Origin of the sequence: Actinosynnema sp. NPDC049800 (genome assembly GCF_040656635.1) — a bacterium.
In the GTDB taxonomy this organism is placed as follows: domain Bacteria; phylum Actinomycetota; class Actinomycetes; order Mycobacteriales; family Pseudonocardiaceae; genus Actinosynnema.
Genome location: NZ_JBFAMT010000032.1, coordinates 66,399 through 82,997 on the forward strand (window position 1 = coordinate 66,399; position 16,599 = coordinate 82,997).

Annotated in this window: 18 protein-coding genes; 8 read left to right on the forward strand and 10 right to left on the reverse strand. The window is 72.2% G+C overall.

What is annotated here, in order from left to right; translation table 11 throughout:
- Window positions 1-37: 37 nt before the first annotated feature.
- Window positions 38-385: a hypothetical protein gene (locus AB0I91_RS29145; RefSeq protein ID WP_498779452.1), complete on the reverse strand. Its 348-nt coding sequence runs from the start codon at window positions 383-385 to the stop codon at window positions 38-40.
- A gap of 103 nt (window positions 386-488) precedes the next feature.
- Here AB0I91_RS29145 and AB0I91_RS29150 point away from each other — a divergent pair, with 103 nt between their 5' ends.
- On the forward strand, window positions 489-1,064 hold the full coding sequence (locus AB0I91_RS29150) for an RDD family protein (protein WP_499614197.1): 576 nt from the start codon (window positions 489-491) through the stop codon (window positions 1,062-1,064).
- A gap of 54 nt (window positions 1,065-1,118) precedes the next feature.
- On the opposite strand, the gene AB0I91_RS29155 is transcribed toward AB0I91_RS29150, so the two are convergent.
- Both AB0I91_RS29155 and AB0I91_RS29160 read right to left on the reverse strand, forming a co-directional pair.
- Window positions 1,119-1,922 carry a hypothetical protein gene (locus tag AB0I91_RS29155; RefSeq protein WP_498779454.1) on the reverse strand — a complete coding sequence of 268 codons (804 nt, stop codon included), beginning with the start codon at window positions 1,920-1,922 and terminating at the stop codon, window positions 1,119-1,121.
- Complete coding sequence (locus AB0I91_RS29160; RefSeq protein ID WP_498779455.1) at window positions 1,922-2,422, reverse strand: SigE family RNA polymerase sigma factor; 501 nt, start codon at window positions 2,420-2,422, stop codon at window positions 1,922-1,924. The genes AB0I91_RS29155 and AB0I91_RS29160 overlap by 1 nt, the downstream gene beginning before the upstream one ends.
- Before the next feature lie 159 nt (window positions 2,423-2,581).
- On the opposite strand from AB0I91_RS29160, the gene AB0I91_RS29165 reads away from it, so the two are divergent.
- On the forward strand, window positions 2,582-3,727 hold the full coding sequence (locus tag AB0I91_RS29165; protein ID WP_499639776.1) for an acyl-CoA dehydrogenase family protein: 1,146 nt from the start codon (window positions 2,582-2,584) through the stop codon (window positions 3,725-3,727).
- On the opposite strand, the gene AB0I91_RS29170 is transcribed toward AB0I91_RS29165, so the two are convergent.
- Window positions 3,728-4,654, reverse strand: a complete 927-nt coding sequence (locus tag AB0I91_RS29170) for an NAD(P)-dependent alcohol dehydrogenase (RefSeq protein WP_498779459.1) — start codon at window positions 4,652-4,654, stop codon at window positions 3,728-3,730.
- A gap of 92 nt (window positions 4,655-4,746) precedes the next feature.
- On the opposite strand from AB0I91_RS29170, the gene AB0I91_RS29175 reads away from it, so the two are divergent.
- Window positions 4,747-5,364, forward strand: a complete 618-nt coding sequence (locus tag AB0I91_RS29175) for a TetR/AcrR family transcriptional regulator (RefSeq protein ID WP_498779460.1) — start codon at window positions 4,747-4,749, stop codon at window positions 5,362-5,364.
- A gap of 94 nt (window positions 5,365-5,458) precedes the next feature.
- Here the strand turns inward: AB0I91_RS29175 and AB0I91_RS29180 are convergent, their stop codons facing one another.
- The 3 genes from AB0I91_RS29180 to AB0I91_RS29190 form a co-directional block, all read right to left on the reverse strand.
- Window positions 5,459-6,277 (reverse strand): siderophore-interacting protein, encoded by an 819-nt coding sequence (locus tag AB0I91_RS29180; RefSeq protein WP_499639778.1) that lies wholly within the window; start codon window positions 6,275-6,277, stop codon window positions 5,459-5,461.
- A gap of 416 nt (window positions 6,278-6,693) precedes the next feature.
- Complete coding sequence (locus tag AB0I91_RS29185; RefSeq protein WP_499639780.1) at window positions 6,694-7,785, reverse strand: hypothetical protein; 1,092 nt, start codon at window positions 7,783-7,785, stop codon at window positions 6,694-6,696.
- 218 nt (window positions 7,786-8,003) lie between these two features.
- On the reverse strand, window positions 8,004-9,764 hold the full coding sequence (locus AB0I91_RS29190) for an aminotransferase-like domain-containing protein (protein WP_499639782.1): 1,761 nt from the start codon (window positions 9,762-9,764) through the stop codon (window positions 8,004-8,006).
- Between the two features lie 58 nt (window positions 9,765-9,822).
- Here AB0I91_RS29190 and AB0I91_RS29195 point away from each other — a divergent pair, with 58 nt between their 5' ends.
- The 3 genes from AB0I91_RS29195 (at window position 9,823) to AB0I91_RS29205 (ending at window position 11,978) form a co-directional block, all read left to right on the forward strand.
- Complete coding sequence (locus AB0I91_RS29195) at window positions 9,823-10,428, forward strand: LysE family translocator (RefSeq protein WP_499639784.1); 606 nt, start codon at window positions 9,823-9,825, stop codon at window positions 10,426-10,428.
- A 48-nt stretch (window positions 10,429-10,476) separates the two neighbouring features.
- Entirely contained in the window at window positions 10,477-11,097 is a 621-nt protein-coding gene (locus tag AB0I91_RS29200) for an L-threonylcarbamoyladenylate synthase (protein WP_498779469.1), read from the forward strand.
- A gap of 101 nt (window positions 11,098-11,198) precedes the next feature.
- Window positions 11,199-11,978 (forward strand): hypothetical protein, encoded by a 780-nt coding sequence (locus AB0I91_RS29205; RefSeq protein WP_498779470.1) that lies wholly within the window; start codon window positions 11,199-11,201, stop codon window positions 11,976-11,978.
- Window positions 11,979-12,056: 78 nt separating this feature from the next.
- On the opposite strand, the gene AB0I91_RS29210 is transcribed toward AB0I91_RS29205, so the two are convergent.
- On the reverse strand, window positions 12,057-12,599 hold the full coding sequence (locus AB0I91_RS29210) for an RICIN domain-containing protein (protein ID WP_498779472.1): 543 nt from the start codon (window positions 12,597-12,599) through the stop codon (window positions 12,057-12,059).
- A 309-nt stretch (window positions 12,600-12,908) separates the two neighbouring features.
- Here AB0I91_RS29210 and AB0I91_RS29215 point away from each other — a divergent pair, with 309 nt between their 5' ends.
- Window positions 12,909-14,402: a methionine--tRNA ligase gene (locus AB0I91_RS29215; RefSeq protein WP_498779474.1), complete on the forward strand. Its 1,494-nt coding sequence runs from the start codon at window positions 12,909-12,911 to the stop codon at window positions 14,400-14,402.
- Window positions 14,403-14,447: 45 nt separating this feature from the next.
- Here AB0I91_RS29215 and AB0I91_RS29220 read toward each other — a convergent pair whose 3' ends face one another.
- Window positions 14,448-15,950: a chitinase gene (locus tag AB0I91_RS29220; RefSeq protein WP_499639786.1), complete on the reverse strand. Its 1,503-nt coding sequence runs from the start codon at window positions 15,948-15,950 to the stop codon at window positions 14,448-14,450.
- Between the two features lie 140 nt (window positions 15,951-16,090).
- Here AB0I91_RS29220 and AB0I91_RS29225 point away from each other — a divergent pair, with 140 nt between their 5' ends.
- Window positions 16,091-16,279, forward strand: coding sequence for a DUF3072 domain-containing protein (locus AB0I91_RS29225; RefSeq protein WP_498779476.1), 189 nt, complete (start codon window positions 16,091-16,093; stop codon window positions 16,277-16,279).
- 70 nt (window positions 16,280-16,349) lie between these two features.
- Here AB0I91_RS29225 and AB0I91_RS29230 read toward each other — a convergent pair whose 3' ends face one another.
- The gene (locus AB0I91_RS29230) at window positions 16,350-16,547 is read right to left on the reverse strand and encodes a hypothetical protein (protein WP_499639788.1); all 198 of its coding nucleotides are present in this window, start codon (window positions 16,545-16,547) and stop codon (window positions 16,350-16,352) included.
- Window positions 16,548-16,599 lie beyond the last annotated feature (52 nt).

The following is a 16,599-nucleotide window of genomic DNA, read 5'->3' on the forward strand; positions in this document are numbered from 1 at the left end:
TGAACCGGACGCGGGCCGTCCGGAACGCGATCCGGCCTCACTGCTGGGTCGACGCCATGAGCAGGCCCATCTCGTAGATGAACAGGGCGCCGAGGTAGAACGGCACGGACAGCAGCAGCACCGCCCAGAACGGCGGCCGCACGCGTCGGGTCAGCAGCCACGCCAGCACCGACGAGAGCACCAGCGGCACCGGCAGGTGGACGGTCACGTAGTCCAGGAGCACCGGGCCGAAGGAGACCGGTTCGCCGGTCTGGACGAAGACCGTCAGCACCACGAACACGACGAGGCCCGTCACCAGGTGCGCCAGGAAGTACGGGACGATCGACGCCTTCGGCGCAGCCGCCGCCGGCGCGCCCTGGCCGCGGGCGTTCGGATTCGGGTTCATGTCCCGGCCCCCTGACGTCGTGGAGCCCGGATCATACGTTCGCGCCCGAACCGGATTCGACGTCAGGCAGAATGTCGCCGTCACGAACCGACTGGAGGACGCCATGGCCGCTCCGGGCCTCGACCGGCCGCCGACGAGGCTGGAGGTCGTCCGGGCCGAGACGGCGCACGTCCTCGGGGCGAGGGCCGCCGGGCGGATCGAGTCGTTCCCCGACGGGGTCCTCTACGTCCGGGCCGGCGAGCTGCGCCGGCTGCTGGCCTGGCTCGTCGACTTCGTGGTGTTCCTGCTCGCGGTCGGCGTCGGCCTGGTCGTGCTCAGCGTGCCGTACGCGTCCGGGAGGATCGACGACGGTCAGCTCGCCCTCGCCGCCATCGCGCTGCTGCTCGTGGTGCCCCCGCTGTACGGCCTGTGCTACGGCAACGGCCGCGCGCTCGGCGCCGTGCTCACCGGCACCCGACTCGTGCGACTGGCCGACGGCGGCCGGATCGGGCTGAAGGCGCCGTGGGCGATGACGGTCCGGACCGTGCTGCTGCCGCTGGTCATCGTCTCGATCTTCGTCGGCGCGGCGGCCGGCGGCGGACCGCCCGGATCACCGGTCCGGACCAGCATCGACGGCCGGAGCACCCGCCGGCTCCACGCGGCGGGCTTCCGCTCCCTCGCCGACCAGCGGCCGCGCTGAGCCCACGCACGGCCGTCGACGCGCCTCGGACGGGGCACGCCGACGGCGGTGCGATCACGGCAGGTAGCCGAAGCCGGGCTTCGTGACCAGGTCGACCAACTGCCGCTCGGTGAACGGCACGCTGTCGCGAGTGGTCGGCCGGGTGTACGGCGAGCCGTGGTCCATCACCGTGGTCTGGTTGGTGACGGTGACCTCCACGACGGTGCCGTCCGGGAAGCGCGCTTCCGCCGACACCCGCCCCGGCAGGCCGGTGCGGAGGTCGCGCGCGACCTCCACCTCGACACCGTCGACGGACTTCACGGCCGGCTGGTCGAAGAACGGGCCGTTCATCGCGGTGAAGCGCACGCAGCCGCTCTCCACCGTGCAGTTCTCCGGCGCGGTGGCCGACCGCACGTAGAGCGCCAACGTCACGCTGCCCTCGGCGTCGGAGAACACGGCCGAGGCCAGGTAGCCGCCCGAGGTGTCCGGCCCGTGGGCGCTGAAGCGCAGCGGCGGCTCGTTCCGCTCCGAGACCACCGGGAGGATCTCGAAGCCGTCGGGGACGACGTCCGCCGCGGCCAGCCTCGCGGTCAGCTCGGCGGCGTGCCCGGGCGTGGTCGGCGCCGGGGGCACGTCGGTCGGCGTGGTCGTGAGCACAGGGCCCGACGCCGACTCCACAGTGGACCGATCGGTCACGGCGAAGAGCACGCTCGCCCCGATCGCCAGCACGACACCGACGGACAGCACACCGGCCACCGCCCGCCGTTGCGCCACCGCCTTGCGCGCCGACGTCAACACCTCTTCCGGCGAGTGCCGGGGCCCGGTGTCGCCTGCCAGCACCGGCGCGAGCATCCGCCGCACCTCGTCCACGTCGTTCATCACGCCACTCCTCCCTTGTCCAAGGTGCTGCCCAGCTCGCGGCGCAACGCCGCGAGGCCTTTGGCGCACTGGCTCTTGACCGTCCCCTCGCTGCACGCGAGCACCTTCGCCACCTGCGAGACCGACTGGTCCTCCCAGTACCGCAGCACGACGGCCGCGCGTTGCCCCGGTGGCAACGCCGCCAGCGCGCGCTGCACGTCGATGCCGCTCTCGTGCTCGACCTCGTCGGCGGGCAGGTCCGGCGGCTCCGCCACCGGCTTCTCCGAGCCCTTCAGCGGCCGCCGGTGGTCGATCACGGTGCGCACGAGCACCGTGCGCCAGTACGCGTCGACGGAGTCGGCCCGCCGCACGCGTGACCACGAGCGGTACAGCTTGAGCAACGTGGCCTGCGCCAGGTCCTCCGCCAGGTGCCAGTCGGCGCACAGCAGGAACGCCGTCCGCCGCACGTGGCGGTGCTTCGCGCGCACGAACTCGACGAACTCGGCGTCTTTGTCCTTCACCCGTCCACCCCCTCTCCCAGGACGACGAGACGGCGTCGGCGTTCGGTTGCCCTCGACCCGTTCGGCGGGACCGGGCCACGCGAATGGTCGTGCCGGTCCGACGGCCGGCGGTGGGACGATCGACTGGCCGCCGCCGCTGTCGTCGAAGGGGGTTTCGTGATGAGCTCCGGGGTCCTGACCGCCATCGCCGCCCTCGCGCCGCGGTTGACCGCTGCCGCCGCGCGGGCCGAGGAGGAGCGCCAGGTCTCCGGCGACACCGTGGCGGCCATGCGGGACGCGGGCACGTTCCGCGTCACGCGGCCCGCGCGGTACGGCGGCGGGGAGGGATCGATCCGCACGCACCTGGACGTGTCGGCGGCGGTGGCCGAGCTCGACGGTGGCGCGGGCTGGTGCACGGCGCTGTGGAACGGCAGCAACTGGATCACCTCCCTGTTCCCCGAGCAGGCTCAGGACGACGTGTGGGGCGCCGATCCCGAAGCCCTGGTCGCCGGGACGCTGATGCCGAGCGGGCCGGTCGAGCGCGTGGCGGGCGGCTACCGGCTCAGCGGCGAGTGGACCTACGCCTCCGGCATCGGGCACGCGTCGTGGGGGCTGGCGGCGGCCGTGCTGGACGGCAACCTGGCGTGGACGCTGGTGCCCCGCGAGGACTTCGAGGTCGTGGACGAGTGGCACGTGGCCGGGATGAGGTCCACCGGCAGCAACCGGTTCGTGGTGCGGGACGCGTTCGTGCCCGACCACCGCGTGCTGCGGCTGGAGCGGATGGTGACGGGCGCCAACGTCGCGCCCGACACCCCCGTCGCCTACCGCGCCGCGTTCGTGCCGTCGCTCGTGACGATGATCAGCGGCCCGTTGGTCGGGCTGGGCCGTGCGGCCCTGGCGCACGTCATCGCCGCCGCGGCGGACAAGGGCATCGCCTACACCGGCTTCGACCGGCAACGCGACTCGGCCGCGTTCCAGCTCCTCGTCGCCGAGGCCGCCTCGGCGGTGGACAGCGCCGAGCTGCACGCCTACCGCGCCGCCGACCTCCTCGACCGGTACGCCGCCGAGGCCGAGTACCCCTCCGAACTGCTCCGCGCCCGGTGCCGCGCCGACTCCTCCGTGGCCGTCCGCCACGTGACCCGCGCCTTGGAAACGCTGCTGTACGCGCACGGTTCGCGCGGCTTCGCCGACTCCAGCCCGTTGCAGCGGATGTGGCGTGACGCGAACGTGGCCGCGCGCCACGGCATGCTCCTCCCCCAGGTGAACCTGGAGATCTACGGCGCGACCCTGGTGGGCGCGGAGACCACCATCAGCCCGTTCGTGTGATCAGAGGACTCGGATCACGTGCTTCCCGCGCACCCCGCCTGCTTCCAGCGCACGGTGGGCCTCGGCGATCCCGGCCACCGGGTGGACGGCCTCGACCACGGGTCGGACCGCGCCGCCCTCGACGAGCGCCGTGAGGTCGGCGAACAGGTCGGTCCCGGGGTTGCCGCTGAAGAAGCGGACGCGGCGCGGGCCGAACACCGCGGACGCGAGGAGGTAGCCGACGTCGGCGGCGGAGCGGAACGCGATGCCGACCATGCGGCCACCGGGCCCGAGCAGGCGGCGGTACGCGCGCGGCGTGCCACCGTACGTGTCGAGGACGACGTCGAAGCGGCCGAGGTCGGCGGGATCGGTGCGGTAGTCGATCGCCTCGTCCGCGCCCAGTTCGCGGACGAAGTCGAAGGCGCCCTTGCCCGCCAGGGCGGTGACGTGCGCGCCGTAGGCCTTGCCCACCTGCACCGCGACGCTGCCCACTCCCCCGCTCGCGCCGCGCACGAGGAGGCGTTCGCCCCGGCGCAGCTTCGCCTTGTCGCGCAGGGCGGTGATGGCGGTCGTGCCGACGCCCGGCAACGCGGCGGCCTGGACCAGGTCGAGGCCGGCGGGGCTGGGCGCGAGTTGGCGCGGGCGCACGGCGACGTACTCGGCCACGCTGCCGAACCGGCCACGCGGCAGGCCGCCCCACACGTGCGCGCCCGGCGCGAAGCCGGGCCCGGACACGACCTCGCCCGCGAAGTCGATGCCGACCCGCTTGGGGAACTTCGGGCCGAGCAGGACCTTGAGCTTGCCGGACCGGCCCATCAGCTCGCCACCGTTGACGCTGGCCGCGTGGACCCGCACCAGCACGTGCCCCGGTGGGACCTCCGGGTCGGGCACGACGCCCTCGTACAGGACCTCCGGCGGCCCGTACCGGTCGAACAGCGCTGCGCGCATTCCTCACCCCTCACAGAAGTGGAAGACACCCTCCACTTCGACGCTACCACGACAAACGGAAGGCACCTTCCATTTCAGGTAAAGTGAGAGACGTGCCAGGGAGGACGACTCAGTTGCGCGTGGACGCCAGGCAGAACCGCGAACGCATCGTCGCCTCGGCGAGGGAGACCTTCGCCGCCGACGGCCTGGACGTGTCGATGACCGAGATCGCCCGCCGGGCCGGGGTCGGCGTCGCCACCCTCTACCGCCGCTTCCCGACCAAGGAGGAACTGGTCAGGGAGGTGTTCGCGGAGCAGTTGGAGGCGTGCACGAGCGAGGTCAGCCGGGCGGCGGAGGACCCCGACGCGTGGCGCGGCTTCTGCCGCGTGGTGGAGAAGCTGTGCGAGATGCAGGCCAGGGACCGGGGGTTCAGCGCGGCGTTCCTGACCGCGTTCCCCGACACCGTGCCGGTCGACGAGCTGCGCACGCGGGCCGAGGAGGCGTTCGCCGGGCTGGTGGCCCGCGCCAAGGCGACCGGCAGGCTGCGACCCGACTTCACCCTCGACGACCTGACGCTCGTGCTGATGGCCAACAACGGCCTGGTCACCGAGTCGGTGGACGCGACGGTGGCCGCCTCGCGCCGCCTGGTCGCCTACTTCCTCCAGTCGTTCCAGGCCCGCGACCCGCTGCCGCCGCCGGTGCGCCTCGGCCTGCGCGACGCGCTCGGGTGACGAAACGACCGTCCGAGCCGGGCCCGCCGCGCGAGTTCCACGCGCTCGACGACGCCCTGGGCCTGCTGGACGAGACGGCTGACGCCGCGGACCGCTAACCCTGTTCCTGCTCGACCCGCCGGTTCCACTCGCCCTTGGACGACTGCCAGCCGTCCTCGTCCGCGCCGAGCCTCCAGTAGCCGGAGATCGACATCTGCTCGCGCGGGACGCCCCGCTCCACCTTCAGGTGGCCGCGCAGGTCCTTGACCATGTTCGCCTCGCCGTGCACGAACACCTGGACCACGCCCTCGGGGAACGTCGAGGCCTTCACCGCGTCCACGACGAGTCGTCCGCGCGGACCGCCGTCGCGGTGCAGCCACCGCAGGTCCACCCGACCCGCCGACCGCACGGGCTGCTCGTCGTCGGGCCCGTCGACCTCGACGAACACCTCCGCCCGGGCGCCGGCGGGCAACGCCTCCAGCGCCGCCGCGATGGCGGGCCACGCGCTCTCGTCGCCGGCCATCAGGTGCCAGGCGACGTCCAGGTCGGGCGCGTACCCGCCGCCGGGACCGGCGAAGTGCAGCACGTCACCCGGCTGTGCCTTCGCCGCCCACGGACCGGCGACGCCGACGTCACCATGCGTGACGAAGTCGATCCACAACTCGCCGGCGTCCGCGTCCCACTTGCGCACGGTGTACGTGCGGGTGCGTGGCCACTGGTCGCGGGGCATGGTCGCGCGGATCGCGGCGAGGTCGAACGGCTCGGGGTAGAGCACGTCCTCCAGCGGGAACGCGAGCTTGACGTAGCTGTCGGTGTACGGCCCGACGGCGAAGTCCGCGAGTCCTTCACCGCCGAGGACCACGCGGACCATCCGCGGCGCGATCCACTCGGTGCGCACCACGCGCCCGCTCCTGGCACGGGACCGTTCAGCCATGTCGCGTACTCCTCGGTGATTCCAACGGCGCAACCCGCCTTCACCGTACGTGCCGGTCCACCGCGACCGACGGAGGCCGCCACCAAGCAGGGCTCCACCGGCACCACCACGACCGTCGACGTGAACGCGCCGGGGCCGCACCGGCCACCACGTGAACTACCGGGGGGTGCCGGCCACCACGTGATCTGCACGGTGTGGCAGGCCAGGCCACCTGCACCGGTCGTACTACTTCTGCAGCGACGTCACGTTCGGGTGACCCGGCGAGCGGGGGTCGGCGCCGGACCGGCCCCCGCTCCACCCGCGGGTCGTTCGGCACGAGGCCGGGCGGTCGGACTCCCGGCCTGGGCCGTGGCACGTCGGGCGGTCGGCTTGCCGCAGCGGGCGGTGGGACGCCGGACGTCCCACCGCCCGAGCGGTCAGCGCACGCTCCACTCCTGCGCGAGCTTGGCGGCCAGGCCGAGGTTCGCCGCGGCGGCGTCCTCGGTCCGTCGCCCGTACCCGCACGCGGCCGCGACGCCGGCCACCGGCATGCCCAGCGCGTCCACGGTGAGCCGCAGCGCTTCGCGGGTCTCCTCGGGGTGGTCCTCGGCCACGACCCCCGCGATGACCTCCACCCCGCGCCGCAGGTGCCGCAGCTCGTCGTAGAACGCGGGGTCGGTGGGCGGCGGGTTGGCGGCACTGGCCACGGGCAGGTGCACGGTCGGCATCGGCACCCCCTGCCCGGCCAGCACGTCGGCCAGCGCGTTGAGGAACCGCACCGCCGGCCGCAGGTCGGTCGGCGTGAACACCGGCACGTGCTCCAGGTCGCCGTAGCACAGGTGCAGCACCCACCGGGTGCGCGGCGCGGCGCCCAGCACGCCGGCCACCTGCCCGGCGAGCTGGGCGGTCAGCTCCGGCCACGCGGCCGGCGGGGTGAGGTGGTAGGCCACCAGCACGGCGGGCGTCTCCAGCTGGAGCTGCAGCCGGTCGCCCCACCGGGCGACCAGTTCGGTCACCTCGTGCACCACCGCGACCTGCATGGTCGGCAGCCACTCGTGGGCGGCGTCGATCGAGCCGAACGCGAACACCGCCAGGTCGAGCGCGTTGGGGATGCCCACCTGCACGCGCAGCTCTTCACCGTTCCCGGTGACGTGCAAGCGGTCCAGCGCCGCGAACGCCGCGTCCGCCTGCGCGACGCGGGACAGGCCGATCTCCTCCGCGCACAGCTTCTGACCGGCCCGGACGCGGTAGTACGGCATGTCGTCGTAGCCGCGGCTCTCACCGCCGCGCACCTGTTCGAGGGACGGCACGGAGGACATGTGGTGGGTGAGCCAGTCGACGATCCAGCGCGGATCGCGGTCGGACGGCAGGGCGGTGAGCTCGGCGCCGCCCCGGTGCCGCAGGAACCAGTCCATGGCGGTGGCGGGGTCGTCGCACAGGGGACGCGGCAGTGAGCCGACGAGGTGGACGGGGATCGGGTGGTGGTCGTGCTCTCGATCGTGGGATTTCGTAGGTGCTTGTGCGGTCATGAGTGGAGTTCTGCTTTCGAACGACAGAGCGTGAATAACCCGGGAGTGCCGCAGGATCTCCGCGCCTGACTTCCCGGCCTCCGCTCATCGTGACCGCGCCGACCATGCATGTCCACTTAGGATGATCAACAAAATCCGACCGTGCACATCATCCACGCGATAGTGTGACTTTGCCACCGGCAATGGAATTCTGAGTGAGCACAAAACAAGAGGGACGATCACGATTGCCGGCGCGCGTCCGCGATGACGGCGACGCCTTCGGCGATGTCGGTCGGCGTGCTCGCGCCGTAGCCGAGCACCAGTCCGGGCGGCCCGGGCCGTTGCCCGTGCCACGACAACGGCTGCGTCTTCACCCCTCGGGCGAGAACTGCCGCGGCGAGGTCGGTGTCCGACACGTCGTCGTCGAAGGTCACCAGCAGGTGCAACCCCGCCGCGGCGCCGTGCACGACCGCATCGGGCAGGTGCCGGTCGATCGCCGCGATCATCGCGTCGCGCCTGCGGCGGTGGCGTCGGCGGACGAACCGCAGGTGCCGTTCCAGTTCCCCGGAGGCCATCATGGCGGCCAGGACGAGTTGGGGCAGCGCCGCATTGCCGAGATCGGCGTACCGCTTCGCTTCGATCACACTGTTTTGATTCGCACCGGGCACGAGCAACCACCCGACGCGCAATGCGGGAGCGAGCACTTTGGACACACTTCCGGCGTAACAAACACGTTCGGGGAGCATTGCTCGCAACGCGGGCACGGGCGGCCGGTCATAACGGTGTTCCGCGTCGTAATCGTCCTCGATGACAAGACCGCCGGCCTCGGCCCACCGCATCAGTTCACGTCGACGCGCGCCGCCGAGCACCACTCCGGTCGGGAACTGGTGCGCCGGCGTCAGCAGGACGGCCGGCGCTCCCCCGGCGCGCAACTCGTCCACCCGGATGCCCTCGCCGTCCACCGGCACGGGTGGTGTGTCGAGGTCCCAGTTGCGCAGGTGCTGTCGCGCGCCGAGCGACCCCGGATCCTCCACGGCGATCTCGGTCACGCCGTCGCGGCGCAGCACCCGGGCGAGCAGCCCGAGCGCTTGGGCGACGCCGGCGACGATCACCACCTCGTCCGGGTCCACGCGGACGCCCCGGTAGCGGGCGAGCCAGTGCGCGACCTCGTGCCGCAACGCCGGCGTGCCGCGCGGGTCGCCGTAGCCGAAGTCCGACGCCGACAAGGTGCGGAGCACGGCACGTTCGGCGCGCAGCCAGGCGGCACGCGGGAACGCGGTCAGGTCCGGCACACCGGGCGACAGGTCGATCCGCGCGGGGACACCGCGCAGGGCATCGAACGCGTCCGCGCCGGGCGGCCGTGCGAACACACCGCCGTCGATCGGCCGACCCACCACCGCACCACTGCCAACCGGCCGACCTACCACACCGCCGCCGTAAACCGGCCGACCCGCCACCCCACCGCCGTCGACCAGCCGGACGCCGCCCGCGACCGGCGACCTGGCCGGCACTCCCCCGGCACCCGACCCACCCGCGCCCCGCACTCCACCAGCGCCCGCCTCGCCTTCGCCCCGCACTCCCCCGATGTCCGACCGGCCCGCACCCGATTGCCGCGCGTCCCCTCCCCCAGCGCCCCGCACACCACCCACAGCCCGCGCACCACCCACAGCCCGCGCACCACCCACCCGAGGCGAGACCGCGTGGGGCGCGGCCACCACCACGGTGCCCGCCCGGCCCCGTCCGCTGACGTGGCCGTCCTCGGCGAGCCGTTGGTACGCCTCGGTGACCACCCCGCGCGAGACCCGCAACTCGCCCGCCAGCACCCGGGTCGCGGGCAGCCGACTCCCGACCGGCAGCCGTCCGTCCGCGATCGCCTCCCGGAGCCGCCGGGCCAGCCAGTCGGCCCGCCCTCCCACCGGCGCGTCGCCGATGTCGAGTTGCAGGAAGTCCGATCCCGTCGTTATGGACCTGTCGACCTGACCTGGATTGGACCTGTTCACCGGACCAGTCTGTCACCAGGGTGGACGCCATGATCCGCTCCACGACCGGGCGCGCCCGGTGACCGCCGACTTCCTGCTGACGTCCCTCGTCATCGTCGCCACACCCGGCACCGGCGTGCTCTACACGACCTCGGCCGGCCTCACCGGTGGCGTGCGCGCCGCCGCCGTGGCCGCGGTGGGCTGCACGTTGGGCATCGTGCCGCACGTGCTGGCCGCGCTCACCGGGCTGGCCGCGCTGCTCAACACCAGCACGTCCGCGTTCCAGGTCCTCAAGTACCTCGGCGTCGCCTACCTCTTCTACCTGGCGTGGAGCACGATCCGCGACAAGACCGCGCTTGCCGTCGACCCCGCCGCACCGCACCGCTCGGCGGCACGGGTGATCGCGTCCGGCGTCATGGTGAACCTGCTCAACCCGAAGCTGACGATCTTCTTCTTCGCGTTCCTGCCGCAGTTCGTGCGCCCGGACGAACCGGCCGCCGTCCCGCGCATGGTCGAGCTGAGCACGGCGTTCATGGCGCTCACGTTCGTGGTGTTCGTCGGCTACGGCTGGTCCGCCGCCGCCGTCCGCGACCACATCATCCGCCGCCCCCGCGTGCAGACGTGGATCCGGCGGGGCTTCGCGGGCGCCTTCGTCGCGCTCGGCGCCATGCTCGCGTTCACGTGACCCGCGGGCCTGCACGCGGGGCTCCTGCCGGACTACTAGGCTCCCCGCATGGCCAGGTACTTCGACGTGCACCCGGTGAACCCGCAGCGGAGGTCCATCGACCAGGCGGTGGAGCTGATCAAGTCCGACGGCCTGGTCGCCTACCCGACCGACTCCTGCTACGCGCTCGGCTGCCGGCTCGGCAACAAGGCGGGCCTGGACCGGATCCGGCAGATCCGGCACCTGGACGACCGGCACCACTTCACGCTCATGTGCCGCGACTTCTCCCAGCTCGGGCAGTTCGTGCACGTGGACAACGCGGTCTTCCGGGCGATCAAGGCGGCGACGCCGGGCAGCTACACGTTCATCCTCCCGGCGACCACCGAGGTGCCGCGCCGGCTGATGCACGCGAAGAAGAAGACGGTGGGCGCCCGCATCCCCGACCACCCGGTCGCGCAGGCCCTGCTGGACCAGCTCGGCGAACCGCTGCTGTCCAGCACGCTCCTGCTGCCCGACCAGGAGGAACCGCTGGTCCACGGCTGGGACATCAAGGAACGGCTGGACCACGTGGTCGACGCCGTGCTGGACGCGGGCGACTGCGGCACCGTGCCGACCACCGTCGTCGACTTCTCCCAGGGCGAGCCCGAGATCATCCGGCACGGCGCGGGCGATCCCTCCCGCTTCGAATAGGACCCGCGAACGGACCAGGACTTTTGCGCCGGTCAGAGGTATGGGAGCGTTCCCAGAACGGATAGCTTCCTGCTGCCCCCTCAGCGCAGAAGGAGCTACCCGTGCGGAAAAGGTTGTCCACGGCGGTCCTCGCCGTCCTGCTGTCGGTCGTCGCCCTGCCCGTCGCGGACGCCGCCGGCCCCGGTCAGGCCGACCACCGGCTGAAGTCCTGCGCCCGCGCCGACCTGCTGTTCTGCGAGGACTTCCAGCACGTGCCGACCGGCGCGGGCACCAGCCTCAAGTGGGGCGTGGACACCCGCAACGGCTCGCTGGAGGTCGAACGCGACCGGCGCGGCCAGAAGGTGCTGCACGTGCGGGCCGAGGGCAACGGCCGGGCGTTCCTCAAGGTCGACGACTTCGCCGCGCCGGGCAACAGCTTCTACGGCCGGGTCCGGGTCCGCGTCGAGGCGTTCCCGGACGCGCCGGACTGGGCGCACTACACGTTGATCGAGGCCACGGGTGACGGCCCGGAGGTCGTGCGCCCGCTGGGCGGGCAGTACGTGCCCACGCTGGACAAGGCGTTGTGGGGCGTCGGCGCGGACGGCGGCCCGACCGGCGACTGGACGAACTGGCGCGAGTCGGCGCCGTCGAAGGCAGGCGTCTGGCAGTGCGTCGAGTGGCGGATGGACGCCTCCGACAACCGGATCACGCTGTGGTTCGACGGCAAGCCGAACCCGGACCTGACCGTCTCGACCCGCGAGCACGGCGGCAACCAGGTCGACTTCCTGTTCCCGAGGTTCGACACGGTCAAGCTGGGCTGGCAGCTCTACCAGCCCAACGAGGGCAGCTACGACATCTGGTTGGACGACATCGCGCTGGGCGCCGACCGCATCGGCTGCTAGCGGACCCGGGCCCGAGTTCGCGGCCTGCCCGGGACACCGGGCAGGCCGCGTCGGTCACGGGACGGGGACGGTCGCGGGTCAGGCGGGCACCGGCACGAGCCGCCAGTGCTGCTTCGCGCCGCCCCAGCAGTCCCAGACCATCGTCCGCGCGTGGACGTGGTCGCCGCCGCCCTCGATGTCCAGGCACCGCTGGGTCAGCTGGTTCCTGATCTCGACGTAGCCACCGCCGACGTCCACGAACCGCCAGTGCTGCTTGGCCCCGCCCCAGCAGGCCCACTGCATCCCGACACCGCCCTGGTCCATTCCCGACCCGGCGATGTCGAGGCACCGCTGGCTGTTGAGCGGGTGGAGTTCGTAGTAGCCGTTGCCGACGTAGAACAGCCGCCACTTCTGGTTGGCGCCGCCCCAGCAGTCGGCGACCTCGACGGGCACACCGTCGCCGTTGCCCGCGGCCAGCACGTCCACGCACCTCTGGTTGAGCTGAGATCTGATCTCGAAGTACTGGTCGTCGGCGGCCATCACCGACCGGTCGGGCGCGGCGTTCGCCGAGGCCGGGCTCACGCCCCACGACACCGCCAGCGCGAGCACGACGATGCCGAAGCGACGCAGGAATTTCACCATTTCCCTTCACCACTTTCCTGAGGGGATTTCTCCGTGATGAATCGTGGCCGTCGCGGTCGCCGTTCGACCAGCGCCCAATCCGACCCACGCGCGCATGGGTGAGTTCACCCATCGCCGCTACGGCCAAGGGCGGACGAAAACCAGGCGCGGCACGGGTCATCACGCTGCTAACGTCGCCGCCATGTCCTCGTCGTGCCCGGTCATGGCGCCCCGCCACGCGGGGCGGCCGACGCTGCACGGATGACGAGTCCGAGGCCCCCGTCCCAGGGGGTCTCCGCCGGCCGCGAACCCCCGCACCAGGAGGTTCCGATGTCGCGCTACTACGTGACCACCGCCATCCCGTACGTCAACTCGCGTCCGCACCTGGGTTTCGCGCTGGAGATCGTGCAGGCCGACGTGCTGGCCCGGCACCACCGCCTGCGCGGCGACCGGGTGCGGTTCCTGACCGGCACCGACGACAACTCGCTGAAGAACGTGCTGGCCGCGCAGGCGGAAGGCGTGCCGACCGGCGAGCTGGTCGACCGGAACTCGGCGGCGTTCGCGGCGTTGCGCGACCCGTTGGCGTTGTCGTTCACCGACTTCATCCGCACCAGCCGGGACGCCAGGCACCGCGCCGGCGTCGAACGGCTGTGGCGGGCGTGCGCGCACGACCTCTACCGACACCACTACGAGGGCCTGTACTGCGTGGGCTGCGAGCAGTTCTACACCTCCGCCGAACTGGTGGCAGGCAAGTGCCCGGAGCACGAGGTCGAGCCGCAGCCGGTGGCCGAGGAGAACTGGTTCTTCCGGCTCTCCCGCCACGCCGACCGGCTCCGCGACCTGATCGTCGACGGCACGGTCCGGATCGAGCCCGCCGTGCGCCGCAACGAGGTGCTGGCGTTCATCGCCGCCGGCCTGCGCGACTTCTCGGTCTCCCGCTCACGCGCCCGCGCGCACGGGTGGGGCATCACCGTGCCGGGCGATCCCGACCAGGTCGTCTACGTGTGGTGGGATGCCCTGGGCAACTACATCACCAGCCTGGGTTACGGCGCGGACGGCTCGAACTACCGCCGCTGGTGGGTGGAGGGCGACCGGCGCGTGCACGTGATCGGCAAGGGCGTGGTCCGCTTCCACGCCGTGTACTGGCTGGCCATGCTGCTGTCGGCGGGCGAGCCGCTGCCGACCGACATCCTGGTGCACGACTACCTCACCACCGACGGCCGCAAGATCAGCAAGTCGGCGGGCGCGGTGGTCGACCCGGTGGCGTTGGCGGACCGGTACGGCTCGGACGCGGTGCGGTGGTGGCTGCTGCGCGACGTGCCCCGCGTCGGCGACGCGGACTTCACCGAGGCGCGCCTGGTCGCCCGCGCGAACGAGGACCTGGCCAACGGTCTCGGCAACCTGGTCAACCGCGTCACGGTCATGGTCCACCGCTACCGCGAGGGCCGACCGCCCGCGGCCGCACCGGATCCGGCCGCCGAGCCGTTGGCGGCGGCGTGCCGGGACGCGCCGGACCTCGTGCACGCCGCCGTGTCCGACTTCGACTTCAGGCGGGCGACGGCGGCGGTGTGGCGGATCGTGGAAGAGGCCAACCGGTACGTCGAACGGGTGCGACCGTGGGACCTGGCCCGTGCCGAGCGCGGCGGTGACGCCGAGGCGGGCGGGCGCCTGGACGCGGCCATCACGGCGCTGCTGGCCGCGTGCCGCGTCCTGGCCCGCGAGCTCACCCCGTTCGTGCCGACGTTGGCGACGCGGATCTCCGAGCAGTGCGTCACGCTCACGGACCGGCTCCCCCAGCCGCAGCCGTTGTTCCCCCGGTTGTGACCCGGCCGGCTGCCTGCCCACGGCGGCCGGCCGGGCCCGAACCGGTCAACGGGGCAGGTAGGCGCGGTGCGCGCGGGAGAACTCGAAACCGTTGTGGCGGTCCCAGTTGACCGACCACGTCATCAGGCCGCGCAGGTCCGGGTAGCCGGCCTTGGGCCGGTAGGCGCCGCAGTTCGCGCCCTTCATCAGGCAGTCCAACGACTTGTGCACCTCGGCGACGGAGGTGAAGCCGTTGCCCGCGTTGACGCTCGCGGGCAGGCCGATGGCCACCTGGTCCTGCCGCAGGCCCGGGAACACCCTCGTCGCGTCACCGCGCACGGGGAACCCGGCCAGCACCATGTCCGCCATGGCGACGTGGAAGTCGCTGCCGCCCATGAAGTGGTACTGGTTGTCCAGGCCCATGATCGGGCCGGAGTTGTAGTGCTGGACGTGCAGCAGGGTCAGGTCGTCGCGCAGCGCGTGGATCACCGGCAGGTACGCGCCCGCGCGCGGGTCCGCGCCGCCGCTGCCGCCGTAGTGCTGGTAGCCGACCTGGACGAAGAAGGTCTCCGGGGCCATGGTGAGCACGAACTTCGCGCCGTAGCGGGCCTTCAGCGCCTTCAACGCCTGGATGAGGTTGACGATCACCGGCGTGGTGGGCGCGCGGAAGTCGGTGTCGCCCGCGTTGAGCGACAGCGAGTGGCCCTCGAAGTCGACGTCCAGGCCGTCCAGGCCGTACTTGTCGATGATCGCCGAGGCGGAGCGGACGAACGCGTCGCGCGCGGCCGTGGTGGACAGCTGCACCTGGCCGTTCGCGCCGCCGATGGAGATCAGCACCTTCTTGCCCTTGGCCTGCTTGTCCCGGATGCCCGCGATGAACTCGGCCTCGGACTCGACGCCTCCGCACTCGGTGACGGGGCACTGGGCGAAGCGGAGGTCGCCGGAGGTGGCGGAGGTGGGTTCGGCGAAGGACAGGTTGATGATGTCCCAGTCGTCGGGGACGTCCTTCATCCGGACGTAGCCGGAACCGTTGGCGAAGCTCGCGTGCAGGTAGCCGACCAGGACTCGCTTGGGCAGGCCGGTGACCGGCGGTGTGGTGGTGGTAGTCGTCGTCGGCCCGGTCGTCGTGGTCGTAGTAGTGGTGGTCGTGGTGGTTGTCGTGGTGGTCGGTGAACCGGCGCACGACACGCCGTTGATCTTGCAGTTGGCCGGGCTCGCGGTGCCCGAGGCGTTGAAGCCGAACGTCACCGCGGCGCCGGGCGCGATGCCGCCGTTGTACTCGCGGTGGGTGAACGCGTAGTGCCCGGCCGAGTTGGTCTGCAACGCGTCCCAGTAGGCGCCGACGGTGGTGCCGGCGGGCAGGTCGAACTCGACCTTCCACCCGGAGACGGCCGAGCCGGTCTCGTTCTTGATCGAGAACTGCGCGGTGTAGCCGGTCTCCCAGCTCGACGTCCTGGCGAACGTCGCGGTGACCGACGCGGCGTAGGCGGGCGCGAAGCTGACCGCCGCCGCTCCCACCATCAACGCCGTCACCGCCGCCACCCTGGCGAACAGGACCCTGCGCGACATGCGTCTCCTCCCAGCGGTGGCGGCCTCCAGGTGGAAGAATTGGACTAGACCACATGCGGGGTGTCAAGAGTGGACCGGAGGTGGTTGACCGAACGGCGCAGCGGGTACCTCGAACGAGCGTTCGAGGTGAGGAGGCGCGCGTGGACCGCAATCCGGAGAAGGACCCCCAGGAGTGGACGACCGGTGACGAGCCGATGACCGGTCCGCAGGAGTCCTACCTGCGCACGTTGGCGCAGGAGGCGGGCGAGGAGGTGCCGGCGGAGCTGACCAAGGTGGAGGCTTCGCGGTTGATCGACCGGTTGCAGGAGAAGACGGGTCGCGGGCGCTGACGCGGGCGCGGCCATCCGCGTCCGATCGACGCGGATGGCCGCGCTCGTGCGGCGGGACGGGCCGGTGCGGTCAGTTGTCGCCGTCCTGGTCGCCGTTCTCCTGCTCGCCGTCCTGCTCGTCCTGCTGCTCGACGCCCGGCTGCTCGACGCCCGGCTGGTCGCCGTTCTCGCCGTCGCCTTCGTTCTCGCACCCGGCGCCCATGCTCAGGAGCAGGGCCGCGCCGCTGACCAGCACCGCGAGTGACTTCTTCAGCGCTTTCCGTGTCATGCGGTCCCGGTACCCCGAACGGGCCCGCGCCAACCGGAGCAAGCTCCGTGTC